Here is a 20,972-nt window from a genome sequence, read left to right on the forward strand (position 1 = left end):
TCCTGGCGGGGGTCCCTGCGCAGGAGCAGACCGGGCCGTGCTTGCCCCGGGCAGGGGTCAGGCCAGGCCGTGGCGCACCGCGTACAGGGCGGCCTGGGTGCGGTCCTGGACGCCGAGCTTCATCAGCACGTTCGACACGTGGGTCTTGACCGTCTTCTCGGCCACGGCGAGGCTCCGCGCGATCTCCCTGTTGGAGCGGCCCGCCGCGATCAGTGCGAGCACCTCGCGCTCCCGCTCGGTCAGCGGCGCCGGCCCCGGCACGCCTCCCCCGCCGCCCGCGTGGGCGTCCGCGCCCGCGCTCAGCATCGCCTCGGCCGCCTCCGGCGCGAGCAGCACCTGGCCGCCGTGGACCGCCCGCACGGCCTGCGCCAGCGCCGACGGGTCCACGTCCTTGTAGAGGAACCCGGCCGCGCCCGCCCGCATCGCCGGCGCGACGTCCGACCGGTCGCTCACCGACGTGAGCACCAGCACCCGGGCCGGCGAGCCGGACAGCCGCTCCAGCGCGCCCAGCCCGTCGAGCACCGGCATCCGCAGGTCGAGCAGCACCACGTCGGGGACCAGCTCCGCGGCCAGCTCGACGGCCCGCTCACCGTCGCCGGCCTCGCCCACGACCGTGATGTCGTCCTGGAGGTCGAGGAACGTGCGCAACCCCTGCCGCACCACCGGATGATCGTCGGCGATCAGCACCCGGATCACACGCCCACCTCCACGCGGACCGTCGTCCCCCGGTCCGGCGCCGAGTCCACGGTCATCACCCCGCCCACCGACTCCGCACGCTCCCGCATCGACACCAGGCCGAGGCCGCGCGAGCCGCCCTGCTCGAAGCCGCCGCCGTCGTCGGACACCGACAGGGACAGCTTGCCGCCCGCGTGACGCAGCCGTACCGCCACCTCGGAGGCGCCCGAGTGGCGCAGCGCGTTGTGCAGCGCCTCCTGCGCCACTCTGAGCAGCGCCACCTCCACGGCGGAGTCGAGCGGCGGCGGCTCGTCGCAGTCGAACACCACGCGCGCCGGGTGCAGCCGGTCCAGCATGCGTACGTGCTTGCGCAGCGTCTCGGCCAGGCCGTGGCGGTCCAGCTCGGCCGGGCGCAGCTCGACGATCACCGCGCGCAGCTCGGCCAGCGCCTCGCCGGCCAGCCGCTGCACGCGCTCCAGCTCGGCCGCCGCCCGGTCCGGCGCCTTGTCCAGCATGGTCGCGGCGGCCTGGGCCGTCAGCCGCAGCGAGAACAGCTTCTGCGTCACCGCGTCGTGCAGCTCCCGCGCCATCCGGTTGCGCTCCTCCAGCATGGCCAGCTCGCGGCCGCGCTCGTACAGCCGGGCGTTGGTCAGCGCGATCGCCGCGTGCGCCGCGAACAGCGTCAGCAGCTCCTCGTCGGCCGCCGTGAAACCGCCCTGCGTGCGCTTGTTGGCCAGGAAGATGATGCCGAGCACCTCGTCGCCGTCGCGGATCGGCACGCCGAGGAAGTCCTTCATCACCGGGTGCGCCTTCGGCCACCACTCGAAGCGCGGGTCCTCACGCAGGTCGGGCAGCCGCACCGGGGCCCCGTCGCGCAGCATCGCGCCGAGCATGCCGTGCTGGCGCGGCAGCGGCCCGATCGCGTCCCACTGCCGGTCGGTCAGCCCCTCGGCGACGAACTCCCCGAACGAGCCGTCCTCGTCGGGCACCCCGAGCGCGGCGTAGCGGGCGTCGAGCAGCCGCTGCGCCGAACGGACGATCACCTGGAGCACCTCGCGCACCGACAGGTGCCGGGTGACCGCGAGCACGGCGCCGCTCACGGCCTGCAGGATCTCCTCACGGTCCGACGTCACGGGACCCACTCTAGGGTTCCGCCCGCCCCGTTCCCTCCCGCCGAGGTCCTAGGACGAAGTGCCCAGACCCGGACAGGTCCCCGGCCCGATGCCGTACGGGCACCGCGTTCCTACCGTCGAGACATGACGAACACCGCACTGATCACCGGCGCCTCCCGCGGCCTCGGCCTGGCCCTGGCCCGGTCGCTGGCGGAGGCCGGCTGGGACCTCGTGCTCACCGCGCGCGGCCGGGACGACCTCGACCGGGTCGCCGCCGAGCTGGGCGCCACCGCCGTCGCCGGCGACGTGACCGACCCGGCGCACGTCGAGCGGCTGTCGCTGGCCGTGCCGGAGCTGGACCTGCTGGTCAACAACGCCGGCGGGCTCGGGGCGACGCCGTTGCCGCCGCTCGCCTCGTACCCGCTGGAGGCGTTCAAGCTGCTGCTGGAGACCAACGTCACCGCGCCGCTCGCGCTCGTCCAGGCCACGCTGCCCGCCCTGCGTCGCCGCGGCGGGGCGGTCGTCAACGTCACCTCCGACGCCGCCACGGGCGCCTACCCCGGCTGGGGCGGCTACGGAGCCACCAAGGCCGCGCTGGAGCAGCTGTCCAACGTGCTGGCCGCCGAGGAGCCCGGCCTGGCCGTCTGGTGGGTGGACCCCGGCGAGATGAACACCCGCATGCTCGCCGACGCCGTGGGCGAGCAGGAGGCCGGCGGCGCCACCGACCCGGCCAAGGTCGCCGCCGCGCTGCGCGACCTGGTCCGGTCCCGCCCCGCCAGCGGAAGGGTGAGCCTCCAATGACCACGACCCGTGACCCGAGAGGCGAGCCACCACCGACCACGACCCCCGACCGGAGAGACGAGCCCCCAGCGACCACGACCCCCGACCGGAGAGACGAGCCCCCAGCGACCACGACCCCCGACCGGAGAGACGAGCCCCCAGCGACCACGACCCCCGACCGGAGAGACGAGCCCCCAGCGACCACGACCCCCGACCGGAGAGACGAGCCCCCAGCGACCACGACCCCCGACCGGAGAGACGAGCCCCCAGCGACCACGACCCCCGACCGGAGAGACGAGCCCCCAGCGACCACGACCCCCGACCGGAGAGACGAGCCCCCAGCGACCACGACCCCCGACCGGAGAGACGAGCCCCCAGCGACCACGACCCCCGACCGGAGAGACGAGCCCCCAGCGACCACGACCCCCGACCGGAGAGGCGAGCCCCGATGACCGCGACCCTGGACTTCGCCCTCCCCGACGCGCTGTCCGCGCACGAGCCGCCCGAGGCCAGGGGCCTGGCCCGCGACGGGGTGCGCCTGCTCGTCTCGCGCGGCGACGACGAGCCCGCCCACCACCGGTTCACCGACCTGCCCTCGCTCCTCGCGCCCGGCGACCTCGTCGTGGTCAACAACTCGGCCACGCTGCCCGCCGCCGTCCGCCTCGACCGGCTCGCCGTCCACTTCTCCACCGCGCGCGAGGACGGCACCTGGCTGGTCGAGCTGCGCCGCCGTACGAGCACCGCCTCCGAGCCGTACGCGGGAGGGGAGCCCGGCGAGTGGCTGCCGCTGCCCGGAGGGGCCACGCTGCGGCTGCTCGGCCGGGAGACGCCCCGGCTGTGGCGAGCTCGGCTCGACCGGGAGGTGGAGGCGTACCTGCGCCGGCACGGCACGCCGATCCGCTACTCGTACGTGGCCGCGGACTGGCCGATCGACGCCTACCAGACCGTGTTCGCCACCGTGCCGGGCAGCGCCGAGATGCCCAGCGCCAGCCGGCCGTTCAGCGCCGAGCTCGTGACGGCGCTGGTGGCGCGCGGCGTGCGGATCGCGCCCATCACCCTGCACACCGGCGTCGCCTCACCCGAGAAGGACGAGCCGCCCTACGCCGAACGGTACGAGGTCCCGGCCCCGACCGCGCGGCTGGTGAACCTCACCCGGCGCGATGGTGGGCGGGTCGTCGCGGCCGGCACCACCGTCGTCCGCGCCCTGGAGACCGCGGTGGACGCCGGCGGCCGGGTCACGGAGTCGGCGGGCTGGACCAGCCGCGTCGTCACCCCCGACGACGGCGTGCGCGTCGTCACCGGCCTGCTCACGGGACTGCACGAGCCGCGCTCCAGCCACCTCATGATGCTGACCGCCGTCGCCGGGCGGACGGCCCTGGCCCGGGCGTACGAGGCGGCGCTGGACGAGGGATACCTGTGGCACGAGTTCGGCGACTCCCACCTGCTGCTGGCCGGGTGAACACCGGTGATCCAGGCCGTGAACACCCACCCCTGGTCCGCGCCCACCCCGCGCGGCACAGTAGCGTGACTGGATGTGGACCAGCGGACCCTCCTGATCACTCTCAACGGCCCTGACCGGCCCGGCGTCACCTCCCGGCTCTTCTCCGTCCTGTCGGGCTTCCCGGTGACCGTCTCCGACATCGAGCAGGTCGTCATCCGGGGGCGGCTCACCCTCGGCGTGCTCGTCGCCTATGCCGGCGGCCCGTCCACCGGCACGGGCACCACCCTCGGGGCCCTGTGGACCTCCGTGGAGCGCGTGGCCGAGGACCTCGGCATGGAGGTGGAGCTCTCCACCGGCTCCCTGGCCAAGGAGAAGCGCCGCCGCGGCCGGCTGTCGGTCAGCGTCCTCGGCGCCACCCTCCAGCCCGCCGCCATCGCCGGCATCGCCGGCCGCATCGCCGCCGCGGGCGCCAACATCGACCGCATCGAGCGCCTCGCCCAGTGGCCCGTCACCTGCATCGAGCTGTCCGTCTCCGGGGCCGACCCCGACGCGCTGCGCGTCCAGCTCGCCGCCGAGGCGGCGGCCCAGCACGTGGACGTGGCCGTGCAGCGCACCGGCCTGTCCCGGCGGGCCAAGCGGCTCGTCGTCATGGACGTCGACTCGACGCTCATCCAGGGCGAGGTCATCGAGCTGCTCGCGGCGCACGCCGGCTGCCTGGACGAGGTCGCCCGGGTCACCGAGGAGGCCATGCGGGGCGAGCTGGACTTCGCCGAGTCGCTGCGCCGCCGGGTCGCCCTGCTCGAAGGGCTGCCGGCCGACGTGCTGGAGCGGGTGCGCCAGGAGGTCGTGCTCACGCCCGGCGCGCGCACCCTCGTCCGCACGCTCAAGCGGCTCGACTACCGCTTCGCCATCGTCAGCGGCGGCTTCACCCAGATCACCGACGCGCTCGTCGAGGACCTCGGCATCGACTACTCCGCGGCCAACGTCCTGGAGATCATCGACGGGCGGCTCACCGGCCGGGTCGCGGGCGAGATCGTCGACCGGCCGGGCAAGGCGCGGGCGCTCGAACGGTTCGCCAGGGAGGCGGGCCTGCCGATCAGCCAGACCGTGGCCATCGGCGACGGCGCCAACGACCTCGACATGATCGCCGCCGCCGGGCTCGGCATCGCCTTCAACGCCAAGCCGGTGCTGCGGCAGGCGGCCGACACGACCGTCAACACGCCGTACCTCGACTCGATCCTCTACCTGCTCGGCATCTCCCGGGACGAGGTCGAGGCGGCCGACGCCGAGGACACCGCGCTCACCCGCTGACCCGGCGGCCCAGGGGGGCGGCGGCCTCGCGGGCCAGTTCGAGGGCGTCGGAGCACAGGGAACGCAGCGCGGGGTGCGCCGTCACGGTCAGCCGAAGCTGACGGCGCACCGCCGAGGTGTCGACGGCGTGGGAAGGCGTCACGGCGGCCTCCCTGGCCACCGCCTCCTTGATGATCGACTTGATCTCGCCCGCCAGCTCGGCGAGCCGTTCCTCCAGCTCGTCGGCCTCCGGAGGGGGCTCGCCGCTGCGCACGGTCTCGGCCACGGCCGCCAGCCGGTCCGCCACCGCGTCCAGCACGGCGACCGTGGCGTCGGAGCCCACCTCCGAGCCGCGCAGCACGGACGCCACCGCCAGCGCGTCGTCCCGCAGCCTCCGGGCCGCCGTGACGGCCTCCCGCAGCTCCTTCGGCACCTGTCCGCCCGGCTCCTTGCCCAGCTTGTCCAGGGACGCGGTGAGCGCGTCGGCGGCCTGCCCCGCCGCGTCCGCGTGCGCGAGCACGGCGTCGAGATCCCGCTCGGCCACGGCGCCGACCAGCGTCCCGTGCTGCTCCAGCAGTTCGGCGGTACGGGTACGCACCCGTCCCCCCTCGCTGCGCGGCCACAACAGCCGCGCCGCCGCCAGCGCCAGCAGGCCGCCTTCGACCGTCAGCAGCACCCGGGCCCCGGCCGCCCGCCAGTCGAGCGGGGTGGAGAAGTCGGCGAGCATCATGGCCAGCGGCGTCGCGAACACCATCCAGTAGCCGTAGCTCACCTCGCGCACCGCGTACCCCACCGTGGCGAACCCGAGCACGGTCGCGGCGATCGTGTACGGCCCGGGGACGGCCGCCAGGATCACCGCGGCCACCGCCGCGCCGAGCACCGTGCCCGCCACCCGCAGCACCACGCGCTCCACGGTGTCGCCGTACGTCGACCGCGGCGCCAGCATCACCGTGATCACGAACCACTTGCCGTACACCTCGTGCGTGCCGATCATGAGCATCATCGCCACGGTCACGGTGATGCCCAGCCGTCCCACATGCTCCGCCGCGCCACCGGCCTGCAACACCGCCCGCCACGCCCGCCGGGGCGCATGGACCGCCCGCCGCCACGCCCTCCGCAGGCGCGCCGACCGCCACCAGCCGTGTCCGCCCCGCCAGAACGGCCGCCACACCACCGGCCGCCAGGCCCGCGGCACTACGACCGGCACCCGGATCCCCCGCGCCGCGAACACCCCGACCCCGCGCACCCCCACCACGATCCGGTCGAGGCAGCGCCGCACCTGCCCCAGCACGGCCATCCGCCGCAGCGACGCCGGATCGGCGCCGACCCTGGCCCGCTGCTCCCCCACGTACTCCCCGAAGGCCGCCGCCGCGGCCAGCGCCGCCTCCACGTCCTCCGGCGCCTTCGTGCGCAGCGCCACGGTCAGGGCCCGTACGACCGCGTCGATCCCGCAGCGATCCCCGACCGCCAGCGCCCGTACGACGTCGTCACCCGCGCGGCGATCCCGATCACTCAGCGGCGGCGTGACCTCATCCCCACCGCGAAGATCCCGACCAGGCAGAGACAGCGCGACCTCATCCCCACCACGGCCAGCCCCATCCCTCAGAGGTGACCCAACTTCATGCCCTCCAAGGTCACCCCGATCCCCCAAAGCTGGCGCGACCTCATCCCCACCACCGCCATGTCCATCCCGCAGAGGCGGCGTTCCCCCTCGCCGATCGCCCTCACCCAGCCCCCGCGTGACGTGGTCACCCCGGCGGCGGTCCTCCTCCGCCGCCTGCGCGCGCAGCCCGCGCAAGGTGATGGTCTCCACGAAGACCCGGACGAGCGTCCGCACGTAGGCGTCGGCCGAGCGGGTGTTGTCCTCACCGGAGTGGAAGGCGGCCGACGCCGTACCCGCCGCCTCCAGCGCCTTCGAGGCGCGCTCCCGCCGCTTCCCCCACCCCTCGTCGTCCAGGTCGACGCCGTCGAGCATCGACGCCAGCGACTCCCGCGCCCCGCTCAGCGTCTCGTGCAGCGGGTCCAGCCGTCGCACCGGCCACGGCGCCAGCGCGAGAACGGAGAACCACACCGCGCCCAACGCCATCTCCAGCGGCCCCGACGGCCCGACCGGCCCGTGCAGGTAGAACCCCAGGACCGCCGCGATCGCGGGCGGCGTCCCGACGATCCGCCACCGGGCCGCCGCCGCCACCAGGCCGATCACCACGGCCGCCCACCACGGATACGGCGCGAGCAGCATCCCCAGCGCCATCCCCGACGGCACCAGCACCAGCTTGACGACCAGGGCCCAGGCGCGTTGCGCGTACGGCTTGCCGTACATGTCGCCGAACGCCGTCAAATACGCCCCGAGTGCCACGAACGCGCCCCCGTGCGGCACCCCGGCCGACACCCCCGCGAACAGCGGACCCGACACGGCCGCCCCGCAGAGCAGCCCATACCCCCACGGAGGCCGCGCCGGCAGCGCGAACCCCGCGCGCAACGCTCTGGCGGCCCCCCGCATGCGTTCGCCCCTGGTCAGTGTTCCTTGGGATCCCAGCGCGTGACCAGGTGTCCCTCCCCTGGGGACAGGTCTACCCAGGACGATTGCGTCCGGATCACCGCGAACGACCCCGGCCGGAATCCGTACTCACCGCCCGCCAGGCCGAGCGCCAGCTCGTGGACCCCAGGGTTGTGCCCGCACAGGACGAGCGTGCCGACCTCGGGCTCGGTGCGCCTGATCAGCTCCAGCAACTCGTCCGGGTACGCCTCGTAGATGTCGCGCTCGTAGCTCACCTCGACGTCCGGGAAGGCCAGCTCGGCGGTGCGCCTGGTGCGCTCGGCCGGCGAGCACAGGACCAGATCGGGCACGAGCCCCATGGCCCGCACCTCCTCACCGGCACGCCCGGCGTCACGCTCACCCCGCTCGGTCAGGGGCCGCTCGCGATCGCTCAACCCGGACACGTGCGCGGCCTTGGCGTGGCGGAGCACGATCAGCGTCGGCACCTCTTACACCCCCCTCGACGCCCACATGGCCAGCGCCACGATCGCCGCCAGGATGATCAGCATGGCGAGCAGGATGAAGGCCAGCGTCTTTCCACCGGTCGGCCGCTTGTCGTTCATCCGCACAGTTTCCCATCGAGGGGGTCAGGTGTCCCGTACGGGACCGATCACCCACCCCGGCGACGTACGGCACGCGACATGCTGCCCCGCTACCCCGAATCGGCACACCGCACCACCCCCAAGGCGGCACCTGGCACCCGACAGACCTCATCTCGCATCCCGCAACAGCTCTCGCCACCGACCGCTACGCACCTCCCAGGGCACCCGCGGGCCCCGCCGGCACCAGCACCCCATACCCCGCAGCTCGCGTCAACGCGCCCCCGCACCCCCGCAGCCCGCATCGCATCCAGCACCGTGGACCCCGCCTGCACCCACCCGGGGCCCATCGGACCGCAGCAGGTCTACCAGATGTCCGCCGGTGGTCAGCCCAGCGCACCTGCACCCGAACCCGCACCATCAACCCTGCTGCCAACGCCAGGCACCGAGCACCGAGCACCGAAGCTATGACGCTCCGAATCCCGAATCCCGAATCCCAAAGCCCGAGACCATGAAGACCCTGAAGACCCTGAAGACCCCGAAGCCCCGAAGCCCCGAAGCCCCGAAGCCCCGAAGCCCCGAAGCCCCGAAGCCCCGAAGATGTTGCCCTTCCCCATGAGACGCCCGCCTCAAGACATTCCGCCCAGAAGCGCCGCACCCGCCCCCCAGGCCCGACAACACGGAAGCGCCCGCCCTCCCCGGCATCACCGGGAAGGACGGGCGCCTCAGACGACGCGACCCACCGGGCCCAGAACTCCACGACCAAAAGCCGGGAAGCCGGGCCCAGAAGGCGGGACGCGACCCGCGCTCTAGGACGCGACCGGCGTCTGCTCCCGCTTGTGGTTGTTGGCCGGTTCGCTCGTCGCCGAGCGGCGCTTGGAGACCACGATGGCCCCGACCACCACCGCCAGCGCGAACACCGTCACCCCGACTCGCAGGGCGGCGTTGCCCGCGTACAGCACGACGGACGGCGCCACCAGCAGGGCGACGAGGTTCATCACCTTGATCAGCGGGTTGATGGCCGGACCGGCGGTGTCCTTGAACGGGTCGCCCACCGTGTCGCCGATGACGGTCGCGGCGTGGGCCTCGGAGCCCTTGCCGCCGTGGTGACCGTCCTCGACCAGCTTCTTCGCGTTGTCCCAGGCGCCACCGGAGTTGGCCAGGAACACCGCCATCAGCGTGCCGCAGGCGATCGCGCCGGCCAGGAACGCGCCCAGTGGGGCGTACCCGAAGGCGAAGCCGACCGCGATCGGCGTCATGACCGCCAGCAGACCGGGCGTGGCCAGCTCGCGCAGCGAGTCACGGGTGCAGATGTCGACGACCCGTCCGTACTCAGGCTTCACGGAGCCGTCCATGATGCCAGGGTTGTTGCGGAACTGGTCGCGCACCTCGAACACCACCCGCATCGCGGCCCGCCCGACCGCCATGATCGCCAGGCCAGCGAAGAGGAACACCACCGCCGCGCCGACGACCAGGCCGACCAGCACGTTCGGCTGGTCGATGCTGAGGCTGAACGACGACGTCTGCGCGAGTTGCGACTCCACCGCCGTGCGGAACGCGCCGAACAGCGCGGTCGCCGCGAGCACGGCCGTGGCGATCGCGATGCCCTTGGTGATGGCCTTGGTGGTGTTGCCGACGGCGTCGAGGCTGGTCAGCACCCGGGCGCCCTCGCCCTCGACGTCGCCGGACATCTCGGCGATGCCCTGGGCGTTGTCGGAGACCGGGCCGAAGGTGTCCATGGACACGATGACGCCGACCGTGGTGAGCAGGCCGGTACCGGCCAGCGCCACCGCGAACAGCGCGATCGTCACGTTCCCGAAGCCCAGCAGGAACGCGCCGTAGACCGCGCCCGCGATGATCAGGGCGGAGTAGACGGCCGACTCCAGGCCGACGCTGATGCCGGCGAGGATGACGGTGGCGGGGCCGGTGGCCGAGCTCTCGCCGATCTCGCGGACGGGACGGCGGTTGGTCTCGGTGAAGTAGCCGGTCAGCAGCTGGATGGCGCTGGCCAGGACCAGGCCGATGAGCACCGCGCCGATGGCGATCAGCCGCGGGTCGGCGTCGGACTTCACGGCCGAGCCGCTCAGGGCGCCGAAGCTGTCCGGCAGGTACCAGAACGCGGCGGCCGCGACGAGCACCGCCGAGATGGCGGCGGAGATGAAGAAGCTGCGGTTGATGGCGGACATGCCGCTGCGGTCGCGGTCGCGCAGGCCGGTCACGAAGATGCCGATGATGGCGGTGACCACGCCGATCATCGGGACGATGAGCGGGAAGATCAGACCCTGCTCGCCGAACGCGACCTTGCCCAGGATCAGGCTGGCCACCAGCATGACAGCGTACGACTCGAACAGGTCGGCGGCCATGCCGGCGCAGTCGCCGACGTTGTCGCCCACGTTGTCGGCGATGGTCGCGGCGTTGCGCGGGTCGTCCTCCGGAATGCCCTGCTCGACCTTGCCGACCAGGTCGGCGCCGACGTCGGCGGCCTTGGTGAAGATGCCGCCGCCGACTCGCATGAACATCGCGAGCAGCGCCGCGCCGAAGCCGAAGCCTTCGAGCACGCCCGGCGCGTCGCCCTGGTACAGGAACACGACGACCGCCGCGCCCAGCAGGCCGAGGCCGACGGTGAACATGCCGGCGACGCCGCCGGTGCGGAAGGCGATGCGCATGGCGCGCTTCTCGCCGGTGTCGCGGGCCGCCGCGGCGACACGCACGTTGCCGCGCACCGCCAGCCACATGCCCATGAACCCGGTCAACGCGGAGAACACCGCGCCGACCACGAAGAAGATGGAGCGGCCGATGCGCACATCGGTCTCGCCCGGCAGCAGGAGCAGCAGGAAGGGAATCACGACGACGAAGATCGCCAACGTGCGGAACTGCCGCGTCAGGTAGGCGGCAGCACCTTCCTGCACGGCCCGGGCGATGTTCTGCATGCGCTCGGTGCCCTGGTCGGCGCGCAGCACTTCGCGCACCAGGCCGCCGGCGACGGCAAGGGCGATCAGTGCGACCGCGGCGACCACGATCACGATGGTGAGATTGTTACCGTTCAGGGCCAGATTGGACGCTGGCTCAGCGGCCAGCACGTGCCTAAACATCGGGTTCTCCTCGGCAAGACCGGTCGTCCTGCCCGGGCGGTGCTGCGAACATCGGCTGGCGGGTGCGGCACCATCCGGGTTGTGGGTGCCGCTTCCGGTTGAGTCCGCAGTTCCGCCGGATCACCTTGGCCGGTGCCGGGAGTCTACGCAGCGTCTGCCAGGATATGAAGGCTCTGCAGCCGGTTAATTGTGCGCGCGTCCAGTAAACCGCTGACAGGGGGGCGATTTGGGAACTGACAAGGCAAATTTCCACCAGTTTACGGCCCTGACAACAAGCCATAACGACACGCCCGAAAGACCCTGCAGCCCCGGGCGCCTCCTTACCACCGAGCTCCGGCTTCCCTCAGGGCCCTGAGCCCTGTCGCCGGGCTCCTTGCGTCGGCCCCGCCCCGGGGTCAGCCCCCTCTTCGGGGTGGCCGGAGCTCACCCCCGCCTAAAAGATCAACAGCAACTGGGCGGCTGACTCAAACCCGGCCAGGCGGTCATCCTTTTCCGAATGATCAAACTCACCCAGAAGATCAAACTTGTCTGGGCGACCAAATCCTGAAAGACGATCAATCTCCAGGAGCGATCCACGACGCGGCAGACAGCCCGTCCTCGGAGCACGATTCACGCCATGAACGGCAATCCGCCCCGGCCCGACCCGGATCCACACCATGGGACCCAATCCAGCCCCGGCAAGTGATCCTCAACCGGAAGAAAGCCCGGCCCGGCCTGGCAGGGCGATCCCCGCCCGGAAGGAAGCCCGACCCGGCCCGGTCCGAGGGGACCCCACTCGGGAGCCCGGCCCGGCCCTGGCAGGGCGATCCCCACTCGGAAGGAAGCCCGACCCGGCCCTGTCCGAGGGGACCCCCACTCGGAAGCCCGGCCCAGCCCTGGCAGGGCGATTCCCACTCGGAAGGAAGCCCGGGCCGGCCCTGCCCGAGGGAGAGAAGCCCCATCTCAACTGGCTGATCATCGCTGAGCCAGCAGTGCCCCCGATTTCGCGTCCAGGCTGCACTCGACCACATCGACCCACCGGGATCGCCTCACACCGTTAAGGGGTGGGACGGCGTCTCGCGCCCGCCTCACTGAGACCATCGCCGCCCGCGTGCGCCACTGCGGGCCCGCGCTGGGCTGCCGATGGCTTGTCTCCCTCGGTGGGGTGGACGGAAGGGCATGGAGGTAGGTACACGCCTCGGGCCAAGCCGGAGTTGGCCGCCTCCGCTTCCCGCCAAGCGGAAGCCATGGGTCCGGTGCGCACGTCACGGCGTCCAGCATGCGCCGCTGGAGGAGCGTGCCCCTGGACAGAGCCCAGCCCCGGTCGGCGGGTGGGGGTCACCGTGCTGAGCCGTACAAGCTGGGCCGCCCACAAGACGAACCAACCCCACGAGCCCGCAAAGCCCCAAAACCTGATTACGGTTTTAGACGTCAGCCATCACTCAAGCCCCAGGACCCACCACAGGCGGGCAGGGACCGGCTTCGGGTCGCCGCGCTAGGCCCCTACGGAGCCCCCAACGATCCTCCAGGCCGATGCGCGCTCATACGGCTCACAGGTCTGCCTATAGACGCTAGACGCATGCATGCATGCAGACCGCCACGCCGGCATCGCGGAGAGGCGGCCACGTGGACACCGCATGAGGAATGCCGGTGCCCACGTGAAACACCAAGCGTCACGTAACCACGTGAAGCACCAGAGAAGGGATCTACGGGGATCTACACGGGAAGGCGGCCGTTGGGGGCGGCAGGCCAGCTCATGCGGATGCGCATGCCCTTGGGACTGGGAAACACCTCGACATCGTCGGCCAGGCCCGCGATGACCGCGATGCCGAAACCCGTCGCGAACGGGTCGGAGAGCATCCCCAGATCCAGGGGCTGCTCCGGCTTGATCTCGTCGCTGGGGGCCTGGTCGCTCACCGTTACCTCGAAACGTCCGGAATCGTCACGCAGCTCGATGCGGATGGGCTCGCCCGGGCAGTGGGCACGGTGGGCCTCCACCGCCCGAGAGCACGCTTCACCCACGGCGAGCCTGACCTCGTCCAGCAGCGACTCCTCCACGCCTGTGCGCCGGGCGATCGCCGTGGCCACCAACCGGGCGGTCCGCACGTGCGCGGGGAGGGCACTGAACGTCAGCTCGACAGTGGCCATGACTACTTGTCTTTGCCGTGAGCTTCCTTGGCTTCGTCGACGGAAGCGTAGATCCCGAAGACCTTCGTCAGACCGGTGATCCGGAAGATCTTGAGGATGCGCTCCTGCGTGCAGACCAGCTCCAGTGAGCCGTCGTGCGCCCGAACCCGCTTGAGCCCCCCGACCAGCACACCCAGGCCGGTCGAGTCAAGGAAGTCAACCTTCTCCATGTTGACGAGAAGGTGGAAGTTGCCCTTGTTCACCAGATCGATGAGGAGTTCACGCAATCTCGGCGCGGTGTAGACATCGATCTCACCCTCGACCTCGACGATGGTGAGTCCGTCTTCGGTGCGGTGATCCAACTTCAGATCCACAGATCCTCCAGCGCCTCGCCTGCGAAAGTACCCTTATGAGCCTGGTCGTCCGGAGCATAGCCCCTGGCCGACCGACCCTGACGCGCGGCATTCAACCATGCGTCTCGCTTGTGTCTACACGAAATCACGATTCCCGACGACTTTGCCCACGGATGCAGACTGGAAACAGTGACTTCCACCGCTTCCTCCCCACACCGGCCAGGTCCACTCCTGCGGCACCTGCTCGGCGTTCCCGCACGTCACGAGCGCGTCACCCATGTGGAGCATGTTCCAGCACGTCAAGCCGGTCAAGCGGGATGGCCGAACTGGGTGCCGGAACTCCTCGTTACGCGCTTGGCGAACCGCGGCATCACCGGCATGTGGCCCCATCAGTACGAAGCCGCCGACCTGGCCCATCGTGGCCGAAACGTGATCATTTCCACGGGTACGGCCTCGGGCAAATCGCTGGCGTACCTGACTCCGGCGGTGGCCTCCTGTCTCGACGGCGGCACCGTTCTCTATCTGACCCCGACCAAGGCGCTGGCCGCCGACCAGTTCCGCGGGCTGCGCGAACTGCGCATCACACAGGTACGGGCGGCGACGTTCGACGGTGACACACCGTTCGAGGAGCGGACGTGGGTGCGCCAGCACGCCAACTACGTCCTGACGAACCCCGACATGCTGCACCGGAGCATCCTTCCCCGGCACGCGCAGTGGTCGTCGTACTTCCGCCGGCTGCGCCTCGTGGTGGTGGACGAGTGCCACGGCTACCGAGGAGTGTTCGGCTCACACGTGGCGCAGATCCTGCGCCGCCTGCGCCGGGTCTGCGCCCGGTATGGCTCCAGTCCGGTGTTCATGCTGGCCTCGGCGACGGCCAGCGAGCCGGGGGCGTTCGCGCGCCGGCTGACGGGGCTGGAGATGGACGAGGTGACCGTGGACGCCTCTCCCAAGGGCGCGACCACGTTCGCGCTGTGGGAGCCGCCTCTGACGGAGCTGCGCGGCGAGGGCGGCGCCCCGGTGCGCCGCACGGCGACGGCCGAGGCCGCCGACCTGCTGGCGGACCTCGTGCTGGCCGACGTCCGCACGCTGGCCTTCGTCCGCTCGCGCCGCGGCGCCGAGACGGTCGCCCTGTCGGCCCGCGCCAAGCTCGCCGACGTCGCCTTCTCCCTCTCCACCGGCCGCCACGGCCTTCGCGCCTCCGGCTCCCCCGGCCACCGAGAGGCAGCCGCCCCACCACAACTCCCTGAACACCACGACCTCCTTGATCCCCACTTCAACCTGAACGAGCTACCGGGCCAGCAATCACCAGACGATGACTTCACCCCGCTCTCGCCCACGACCGACCCGTCGGCGGATCGCGCTGAGGACGGCTCGACCAGGGCCCGCCCGTCGGGGGCCCGCTCGTCCGCTGCCGGCTCGTCCGCTGCCGGCTCGTCCGCTGCCGACTCGTCGGCAGCCCGCTCGTCGGCAGCCGGCTCGCGGACGTCGCTCGACGCGTCGCCCGGGGACGTCACCGGCGCGACGGACCTCCCAGGCGGAGTCACCGAAACGACGGATCTCCCGGGCAGAGCCACCAGTGCGGCCAATCTCCCAGGCCGAGTCCCCGGAGCGGCGAACCTCCGAGACACAGCCACCGACACGACCAATCACCCGGAGGGAGCCACCAGCGCGGCCGATCTCCCAGGCCGAGTCGCCCGAGCGGCGAACCTCCCGGACACAGCCACCGACACGACCAATCACCCGGAGGGAGCCACCAGCGCGGCCGATCTCCCAGGCCGAGTCGCCCGAGCGGCGAACCTCCCGGACACAGCCACCGACGCGACCAATCACCCGGACCGAGTCACCAACTCGGCCAGTGACCCGGGCGGAGTCCTCGGCGCGGCAGATCTCCCGGAAAGAGTCGCCGCCTACCGGGCCGGTTACCTCGCCGAGGATCGCCGGGAGCTGGAGAAGGCGCTTCGCTCTGGCTCTCTCATGGGCCTGGCCACGACGAACGCCCTTGAGCTGGGCGTCGACGTCTCGGGGCTCGACGCCGTACTGATCGCCGGCTGGCCCGGCACCCGGGCCTCCCTCTGGCAGCAGGCCGGGCGGGCGGGTCGCGACGGTAAGGACGCGCTGGCCGTCCTCATCGCTCGGGACGACCCGCTCGACACCTACCTGGTTCACCACCCGGAGGCCCTGTTCGGCCGGCCCGTCGAGGCCATCGTGCTCGACCCGGACAACCCGTACGTCCTCGGTCCGCATCTCTGCGCGGCGGCCGCGGAGATCCCCCTGACCGAGGACGACCTCGCCGTCTTCGGCCCCACGGCCCCGGAACTCCTCGACGACCTGGCGGCCCAGGGCCTGCTGCGGCGGCGTCCCGCGGGCTGGTTCTGGACCCGGCGCGAGAGGGCCACCGACCTCGCCGACATCAGGGGCGCGGGCGGCGCTCCGATACAGGTGGTCGAGGCGGCCACCGGTCGGCTCCTCGGCAGCGTGGACGAACCGTCGGCGCACACGACGGTCCACACGGGCGCTGTGTATCTGCACCAAGGCGAGACCTTTCTGGTCGAAGAACTCGATCTGGAAGCCGGGGTGGCTCTGGTCAGCGGCAGCGAGCCGGACTATGCGACGTTCGCCCGGGATGTGACTGACATCTCCGTGCTGTCCTCCCTTCGCTCGCAAGCCCTGGGGCGGGGCGAGCTGCACTTCGGCGAGGTCGAGGTGACCCGCCAGGTGGTCTCGTACCTCAGACGACGTCTCCAGTCGGGCGAGATGCTCGGTGACGAGCCCCTCGACCTCCCACCGCGCACTCTCCGCACCCGGGCCGTCTGGTGGACGCTTCCCGCTTCGGTACTGGTGCCGCTCGCCGAGGACGGCATCGACCTCGGCGGCGCCGCCCATGCCGCCGAGCACGCCTCCATCGGCCTGCTGCCGCTCTTCGCCACCTGCGACCGCTGGGACATCGGTGGCGTCTCCACCGAGTTGCACGCCGACACGGGCCTCCTCACGGTGTTCGTGTACGACGGGCATGAAGGGGGTGCGGGCTTCGCCGAGCGCGGGTTCGCCCGCGCGGCCGACTGGTTGACGGCGACGCGCGAGGCCATCGCATCCTGCGAGTGCGAACGTGGTTGCCCCTCGTGCATCCAGTCACCCAAGTGCGGCAACGGGAACGAACCGCTGGACAAGCGCGGCGCCATCCGCCTCCTGAACACCCTTCTGGGCGCTGACGTGGATTAGGTGCCGACGTGGATCATGTGTGTGTAGGACTGCAGTGCTGTGTTTGTCGATCGTCGGGAGGGCGTCGTATCCGCTCGCGCGGAAAGGGGCTGGTCTGCGGACCCTTGCCACACGGGCTGCGCTTCACGAGGCTGCGTTCGCGGCGGCGTGCAGGCTGATGCGGATGGCTGGCTGAGATTCTCTGTTCGCGTCGGCTTGGATGCTTGGTAACTGACTGCCACGGTCGTGAGGGCTTGGACGCCGGTCACCGGTGTGTTCATGGTCACGGGCTTTCGTCCGTGGTGCGTCGATCCTTCGCTCAGGTTCTCGCTTCATACGGTCGGTCACGTTCGAATGGCGGGTCAGGCCGATCACTTCCGCCGAACCGGTTGATCAAGGTCGGTCGAGGACCGGTCCACCGCGTTCTGGTGAGCCTGGTTGATCTCATTCGGGCGGTTCAAGGCGATCAAGCTCGCTTGGCGATCCAGCCTGATCGACAGGTTGGTCCTCGCGGCCTGGGCCGGCGCGTGAGCGGCCTGTCAACGATCGTGATCCCACGAAGAGCAGCCGAGCCGTCATGGATGTCCAGACATCGGCGATCTCATCTTTTATCTGGCATCTGGTTAGCTTCGCGCCGTTCTCCGCGGCCACGATTGCCGCCTTCCGGCACGCCTCGTCCGGGTCCGCGATCGCCAGCTTGGCCGCGGCCAGTGCGCTGAGGTCCGCGGCGGCGTTCACCCGATGGCGGGCTACCCGCGCGGACGCCACAGCGGCGAACGCCATGGCGACCGACATCAGGATCCCCATGAGCGCGACACCCCACAGAGTCGCCGAGCCTCGGTCGCGTCCACCGACTCCTCGATCCAGGGCGAACACTTCAGACCTTTCTCCATGTATCTGCACTGTGCCTCAGGCGTTCTGCATGCATCGGCGCCACTTGAGTCAGATGTGTCGGCTTGAGTCGTGTGCGTCGGCGCCGCGCTCTGCCCCTTGGCTCCACACTTGTGCACGAGTTCGCCAGGGTCGCCTATCTCCGCTTGTACGCGAGCTTTGGGTTGTTGGCGGACGCCGCCGGCTGTAGGTGAGTCGCCGCGCCGCCCACCATTGCGCTGTGATCGTCTTCTTCAGTTCTCGGTCGCTGCGGAGGCGGTGGCCGATACCTGTACCGGCGGGAAGGCCGCTCCCCAGGCCGGCCGTACGTCCACTGCGACCTTCACGTGCGTACGCTCCGGGCCTCGGAGCACCTCCACGCGGGCATCGGGCCGGGTCGCCGAGCGGATGACCTCACGGACTTGGTCCACGGGCTCCCCTCGGGCGGCTGCCCGCGCTCCCACACGGGCCGCGTCCACGCATTCGAGCTGTGTCCCTACGGCCTGGATCGCCCACAGCGCGGCGGCCAGTACGACCATCAGAGCGGGTAGGACGGCTGCCGTCTCGGCGGTGACCGAGCCCCTGCACCTCGAGCGTCTGAATCGTCGGGCCGCAGACGACCGAAGCAGGGTCACGTGCCCGTCTTGAGGGCGCGGTCGATGAGCGACGAGAGCATGGCCTGCACCTCCGGGCTGCTGACCACCTTGAACAGCAGCGCCGCGAAGGCACAGGCGGCGATGGTGCCGACGGCGTACTCGGCCGTGGACATCCCCCGATCGGCGTTGGTCACGGCGTAGTGGGCCCACTTGGCGAGCCGGCGCCTCGCAGGGTTGCGCCCTGCGGCGTGCCCCTGTGAGGGGCTCGTGGGCTCCTCCTCGGAGGTCTGGGGGAAGGTCTCTCGCGGGGTGATGGGATCGCACATCATGCCTCCAGGTGGCTTGGTGCCGGGTGGGCCCCGGCGTTGCGGTCCAAGCGTCCCGGGAACTGGTGGGCGGGCGATCTCGCGAATGGCGTTCTGTGGACAGGGGAAGTGACGGGGGCATGGCTGTGGATATCTCTGGCTGAAGGATCAAGAGGGGTTCGGGCCATCTCGCGGCAGCGTCGGCTCGGGCGAGGCGCCGCTTCGGTCGCCCTCGACCGCCCAAGCAGCCGCCGCCGGCGCGGTGACCAGGGCCATCGGCACGCGGGCCCTGGCCAGCCAGTACGGTTCGCTCTTCGAGGCATGATCGTTTGATCCTCGGCCCCACCGTCAGGTGGGCCGACCAGATCAGCGGTCCTGCGCAGGCCCCCGCTATACCCGCGATGACGCCGGATTCCACGCTGGTGTCCCGGCGGGCCGTCCTCACTGCCACGATGGCGGTCAGCGGCACCGCGACCACCGCGTCCAGCAGCATGGCGAAGGCACCCAGGTCGGGTTCCGCGAGAAACGCATGCGTCCGCGGCGGACGGAACTTCTCGGATCACCAGCAGGAGAGAGGTGATCCGCGCATGTCGGCGTAACGAGCCGCGCCCGGGTGAGGGACGACGGGGCGGTACCCGGGTCAGGGAAGGAGCGGGCGGTTCGGGTCATCGGAGGACCCGGCGGCATCCGGGTCAGAAGCAGACGCGACGGTATTCGGGGGCTGGAAGGACCGGGCGACTCAGGGAGGGCGTGCTCCTTGGTCAGGGGAGGACGATCGTGGATGCCAGGCCGGCCACAACGGGGATGATGCCGAGGAGGACGAACGCCGGGAGGAAGCACAGGCCGAGGGGTGCCACCGCCTTGACGCCGACGCTTCGGGCGGCGGCGACAGAGGTCGCCCGGGCCGCCTCGCGGGCGTCGTCCGCCACGCGCATGAGGACTTGCGCCACCGGGGCGCCGCTCGCCGCGGCGCGGGTCATGGCTCGGGCCAGTTGACCCGTGGAGGGGTCCCCAGCGAGGTGCGCCCAGGTCGGCTCAGGGTCGGCACCGAGCCGGAGCTGTGTGCTCACCCAGGAGAGGCGCTGACCGAGGGGGCCCGCGACCGCGTTGGCGGCGATCTCGGTGGCGGCGCCGACGGGTCGGCCCGCGATGAGGCAGGCGGCCATCAGGTCTGCGGCGAACGGCAGATCGGCGGTGATCTGCTCCTGGGCGCGTCGGGTCGCGGGGTCCTGTCGGCGGTGCATCGCGACACCGGCTACGGGGACGGCCAGCAGGCCGGCTACGGCTCCTGGAACGCCGCCGATCATGAGGGCGGTCATTGCGCCTGCGGCCACGCTGATGATCACGGTGCGGCGGTCTGGGCGTCGTCGTGGCGTGGATCGTGAGGTCGCGGCCACCCAGCTGGGGAGAGGTTGTGGATCTTCTACTGCTGGGTCCCGGTTGTGTTCTTGGCGCGCGTTGCCGTTGAGGAGCACTTCGTCAGCTCGACTGGGTGTTTGGAGAGATTTGTGTGGCGACGGTTCCTTGGCTGCGGGAAGGGTTTCTGGTCGGGGAAGTAGCGTGATCAGCCGCTCGGCTGGGGTCGTTGGGGAGATGTACAGCCACACGGCCAGGCCGGTGCACAGAGCGGACAGGAGGGGCAGCATCGGTGGGTCCGATTCGGTCGGAGCGGTTGTCGGTGGGCCGTCGTGGAGGCATGGCGGTGGGGATGTCTGGTGGCCGGCGGTCGGCTCGTTGGGTGGGCGGCGGCCTGCTCGTTGGATGGGGGGGCGGTCGCTGAATGAGCGCGGGTATTCGGGTTGCCGCGCTGGAGAGCCCCCACCCTTACACGCTGTGGGTGGGTCACGGTGTCGCGTTCTGCATGAGTGCTGCGCCCTGGGTGCCCGGACAGGTCGGGTTGGGTGGCGACTGAGTCGGTTGGTTCCGGCTGGACTGGAGCCGTACTCCGCAGACGGTGGTGAGGCGAACTGTGTAGTCGTCGGTGCGGTCCACAGATGGGGGCTGTCGCCGCATCGTCTTGGGGTTGACGTGGGGGGCATGTATGTAGGCGGGTGTGTATTTCGTCAGGACTGCGCTCGT

Annotated in this window: 15 protein-coding genes; 4 read left to right on the forward strand and 11 right to left on the reverse strand. The window is 71.3% G+C overall.

The window, feature by feature from the left end; genetic code table 11:
- Positions 1 to 57: 57 nt before the first annotated feature.
- Together HD595_RS14955 and HD595_RS14960 are read right to left on the reverse strand one after the other, a co-directional pair.
- Entirely contained in the window at positions 58 to 696 is a 639-nt protein-coding gene (locus HD595_RS14955) for a response regulator (RefSeq protein ID WP_253769435.1), read from the reverse strand.
- The gene (locus HD595_RS14960) at positions 693 to 1,808 is read right to left on the reverse strand and encodes a GAF domain-containing sensor histidine kinase (RefSeq protein WP_253769437.1); all 1,116 of its coding nucleotides are present in this window, start codon (positions 1,806 to 1,808) and stop codon (positions 693 to 695) included. Before HD595_RS14960 ends, HD595_RS14955 begins: the two co-directional genes overlap by 4 nt.
- Before the next feature lie 123 nt (positions 1,809 to 1,931).
- Here HD595_RS14960 and HD595_RS14965 point away from each other — a divergent pair, with 123 nt between their 5' ends.
- The 3 genes from HD595_RS14965 (at position 1,932) to serB (ending at position 5,319) form a co-directional block, all read left to right on the forward strand.
- Entirely contained in the window at positions 1,932 to 2,588 is a 657-nt protein-coding gene (locus tag HD595_RS14965) for an SDR family NAD(P)-dependent oxidoreductase (RefSeq protein WP_253769439.1), read from the forward strand.
- Positions 2,589 to 3,015: 427 nt separating this feature from the next.
- Entirely contained in the window at positions 3,016 to 4,026 is a 1,011-nt protein-coding gene (locus tag HD595_RS14970) for an S-adenosylmethionine:tRNA ribosyltransferase-isomerase (protein WP_253769441.1), read from the forward strand.
- 75 nt (positions 4,027 to 4,101) lie between these two features.
- On the forward strand, positions 4,102 to 5,319 hold the full coding sequence (gene serB / locus HD595_RS14975) for a phosphoserine phosphatase SerB (protein WP_253769442.1): 1,218 nt from the start codon (positions 4,102 to 4,104) through the stop codon (positions 5,317 to 5,319).
- Here serB and HD595_RS45810 read toward each other — a convergent pair.
- The 5 genes from HD595_RS45810 to HD595_RS15000 all read right to left on the reverse strand — a co-directional run bounded on the left by HD595_RS45810 (position 5,309) and on the right by HD595_RS15000 (position 13,945).
- Positions 5,309 to 7,798, reverse strand: coding sequence for an FUSC family protein (locus tag HD595_RS45810; protein WP_301309511.1), 2,490 nt, complete (start codon positions 7,796 to 7,798; stop codon positions 5,309 to 5,311). The genes serB and HD595_RS45810 overlap by 11 nt on opposite strands.
- 14 nt (positions 7,799 to 7,812) lie before the next feature.
- Positions 7,813 to 8,280 carry a SixA phosphatase family protein gene (locus tag HD595_RS14985; RefSeq protein WP_253769444.1) on the reverse strand — a complete coding sequence of 156 codons (468 nt, stop codon included), beginning with the start codon at positions 8,278 to 8,280 and terminating at the stop codon, positions 7,813 to 7,815.
- Positions 8,281 to 9,182: 902 nt separating this feature from the next.
- Complete coding sequence (locus tag HD595_RS14990; protein ID WP_253769446.1) at positions 9,183 to 11,465, reverse strand: sodium-translocating pyrophosphatase; 2,283 nt, start codon at positions 11,463 to 11,465, stop codon at positions 9,183 to 9,185.
- A 1,695-nt stretch (positions 11,466 to 13,160) separates the two neighbouring features.
- Entirely contained in the window at positions 13,161 to 13,592 is a 432-nt protein-coding gene (locus HD595_RS14995; RefSeq protein WP_175591042.1) for an ATP-binding protein, read from the reverse strand.
- Positions 13,593 to 13,594: 2 nt separating this feature from the next.
- The gene (locus HD595_RS15000) at positions 13,595 to 13,945 is read right to left on the reverse strand and encodes an STAS domain-containing protein (RefSeq protein ID WP_101786510.1); all 351 of its coding nucleotides are present in this window, start codon (positions 13,943 to 13,945) and stop codon (positions 13,595 to 13,597) included.
- 408 nt (positions 13,946 to 14,353) lie between these two features.
- On the opposite strand from HD595_RS15000, the gene HD595_RS15005 reads away from it, so the two are divergent.
- On the forward strand, positions 14,354 to 17,143 hold the full coding sequence (locus HD595_RS15005) for a DEAD/DEAH box helicase (RefSeq protein WP_420540756.1): 2,790 nt from the start codon (positions 14,354 to 14,356) through the stop codon (positions 17,141 to 17,143).
- Positions 17,144 to 17,566: 423 nt separating this feature from the next.
- Here the strand turns inward: HD595_RS15005 and HD595_RS15010 are convergent, their stop codons facing one another.
- The 4 genes from HD595_RS15010 to HD595_RS15020 form a co-directional block, all read right to left on the reverse strand.
- On the reverse strand, positions 17,567 to 18,025 hold the full coding sequence (locus HD595_RS15010) for an Rv3654c family TadE-like protein (RefSeq protein WP_308211147.1): 459 nt from the start codon (positions 18,023 to 18,025) through the stop codon (positions 17,567 to 17,569).
- 221 nt (positions 18,026 to 18,246) lie between these two features.
- On the reverse strand, positions 18,247 to 18,627 hold the full coding sequence (locus HD595_RS45815) for a TadE family type IV pilus minor pilin (protein WP_308211148.1): 381 nt from the start codon (positions 18,625 to 18,627) through the stop codon (positions 18,247 to 18,249).
- Complete coding sequence (locus tag HD595_RS46730; RefSeq protein WP_308211149.1) at positions 18,624 to 18,917, reverse strand: DUF4244 domain-containing protein; 294 nt, start codon at positions 18,915 to 18,917, stop codon at positions 18,624 to 18,626. Before HD595_RS46730 ends, HD595_RS45815 begins: the two co-directional genes overlap by 4 nt.
- A gap of 737 nt (positions 18,918 to 19,654) precedes the next feature.
- Complete coding sequence (locus HD595_RS15020) at positions 19,655 to 20,227, reverse strand: type II secretion system F family protein (protein WP_253769450.1); 573 nt, start codon at positions 20,225 to 20,227, stop codon at positions 19,655 to 19,657.
- Between the last annotated feature and the right edge of the window lie 745 nt (positions 20,228 to 20,972).

Origin of the sequence: Nonomuraea roseoviolacea subsp. carminata (genome assembly GCF_024172185.1) — a bacterium.
Taxonomy (GTDB): domain Bacteria; phylum Actinomycetota; class Actinomycetes; order Streptosporangiales; family Streptosporangiaceae; genus Nonomuraea; species Nonomuraea roseoviolacea.

Coding starts and splice junctions, on each gene's coding strand:
- HD595_RS14965 (WP_253769439.1), top strand. CDS start 1,932: ATGACGAACACCGCACTGATCACCGGCGCCTCCCGCGGCCTCGGCCTG.
- HD595_RS14970 (WP_253769441.1), top strand. CDS start 3,016: ATGACCGCGACCCTGGACTTCGCCCTCCCCGACGCGCTGTCCGCGCAC.
- HD595_RS45810 (WP_301309511.1), bottom strand. CDS start 7,798: ATGCGGGGGGCCGCCAGAGCGTTGCGCGCGGGGTTCGCGCTGCCGGCG.
- HD595_RS14990 (WP_253769446.1), bottom strand. CDS start 11,465: ATGTTTAGGCACGTGCTGGCCGCTGAGCCAGCGTCCAATCTGGCCCTG.
- HD595_RS14995 (WP_175591042.1), bottom strand. CDS start 13,592: ATGGCCACTGTCGAGCTGACGTTCAGTGCCCTCCCCGCGCACGTGCGG.
- HD595_RS46730 (WP_308211149.1), bottom strand. CDS start 18,917: ATGATGTGCGATCCCATCACCCCGCGAGAGACCTTCCCCCAGACCTCC.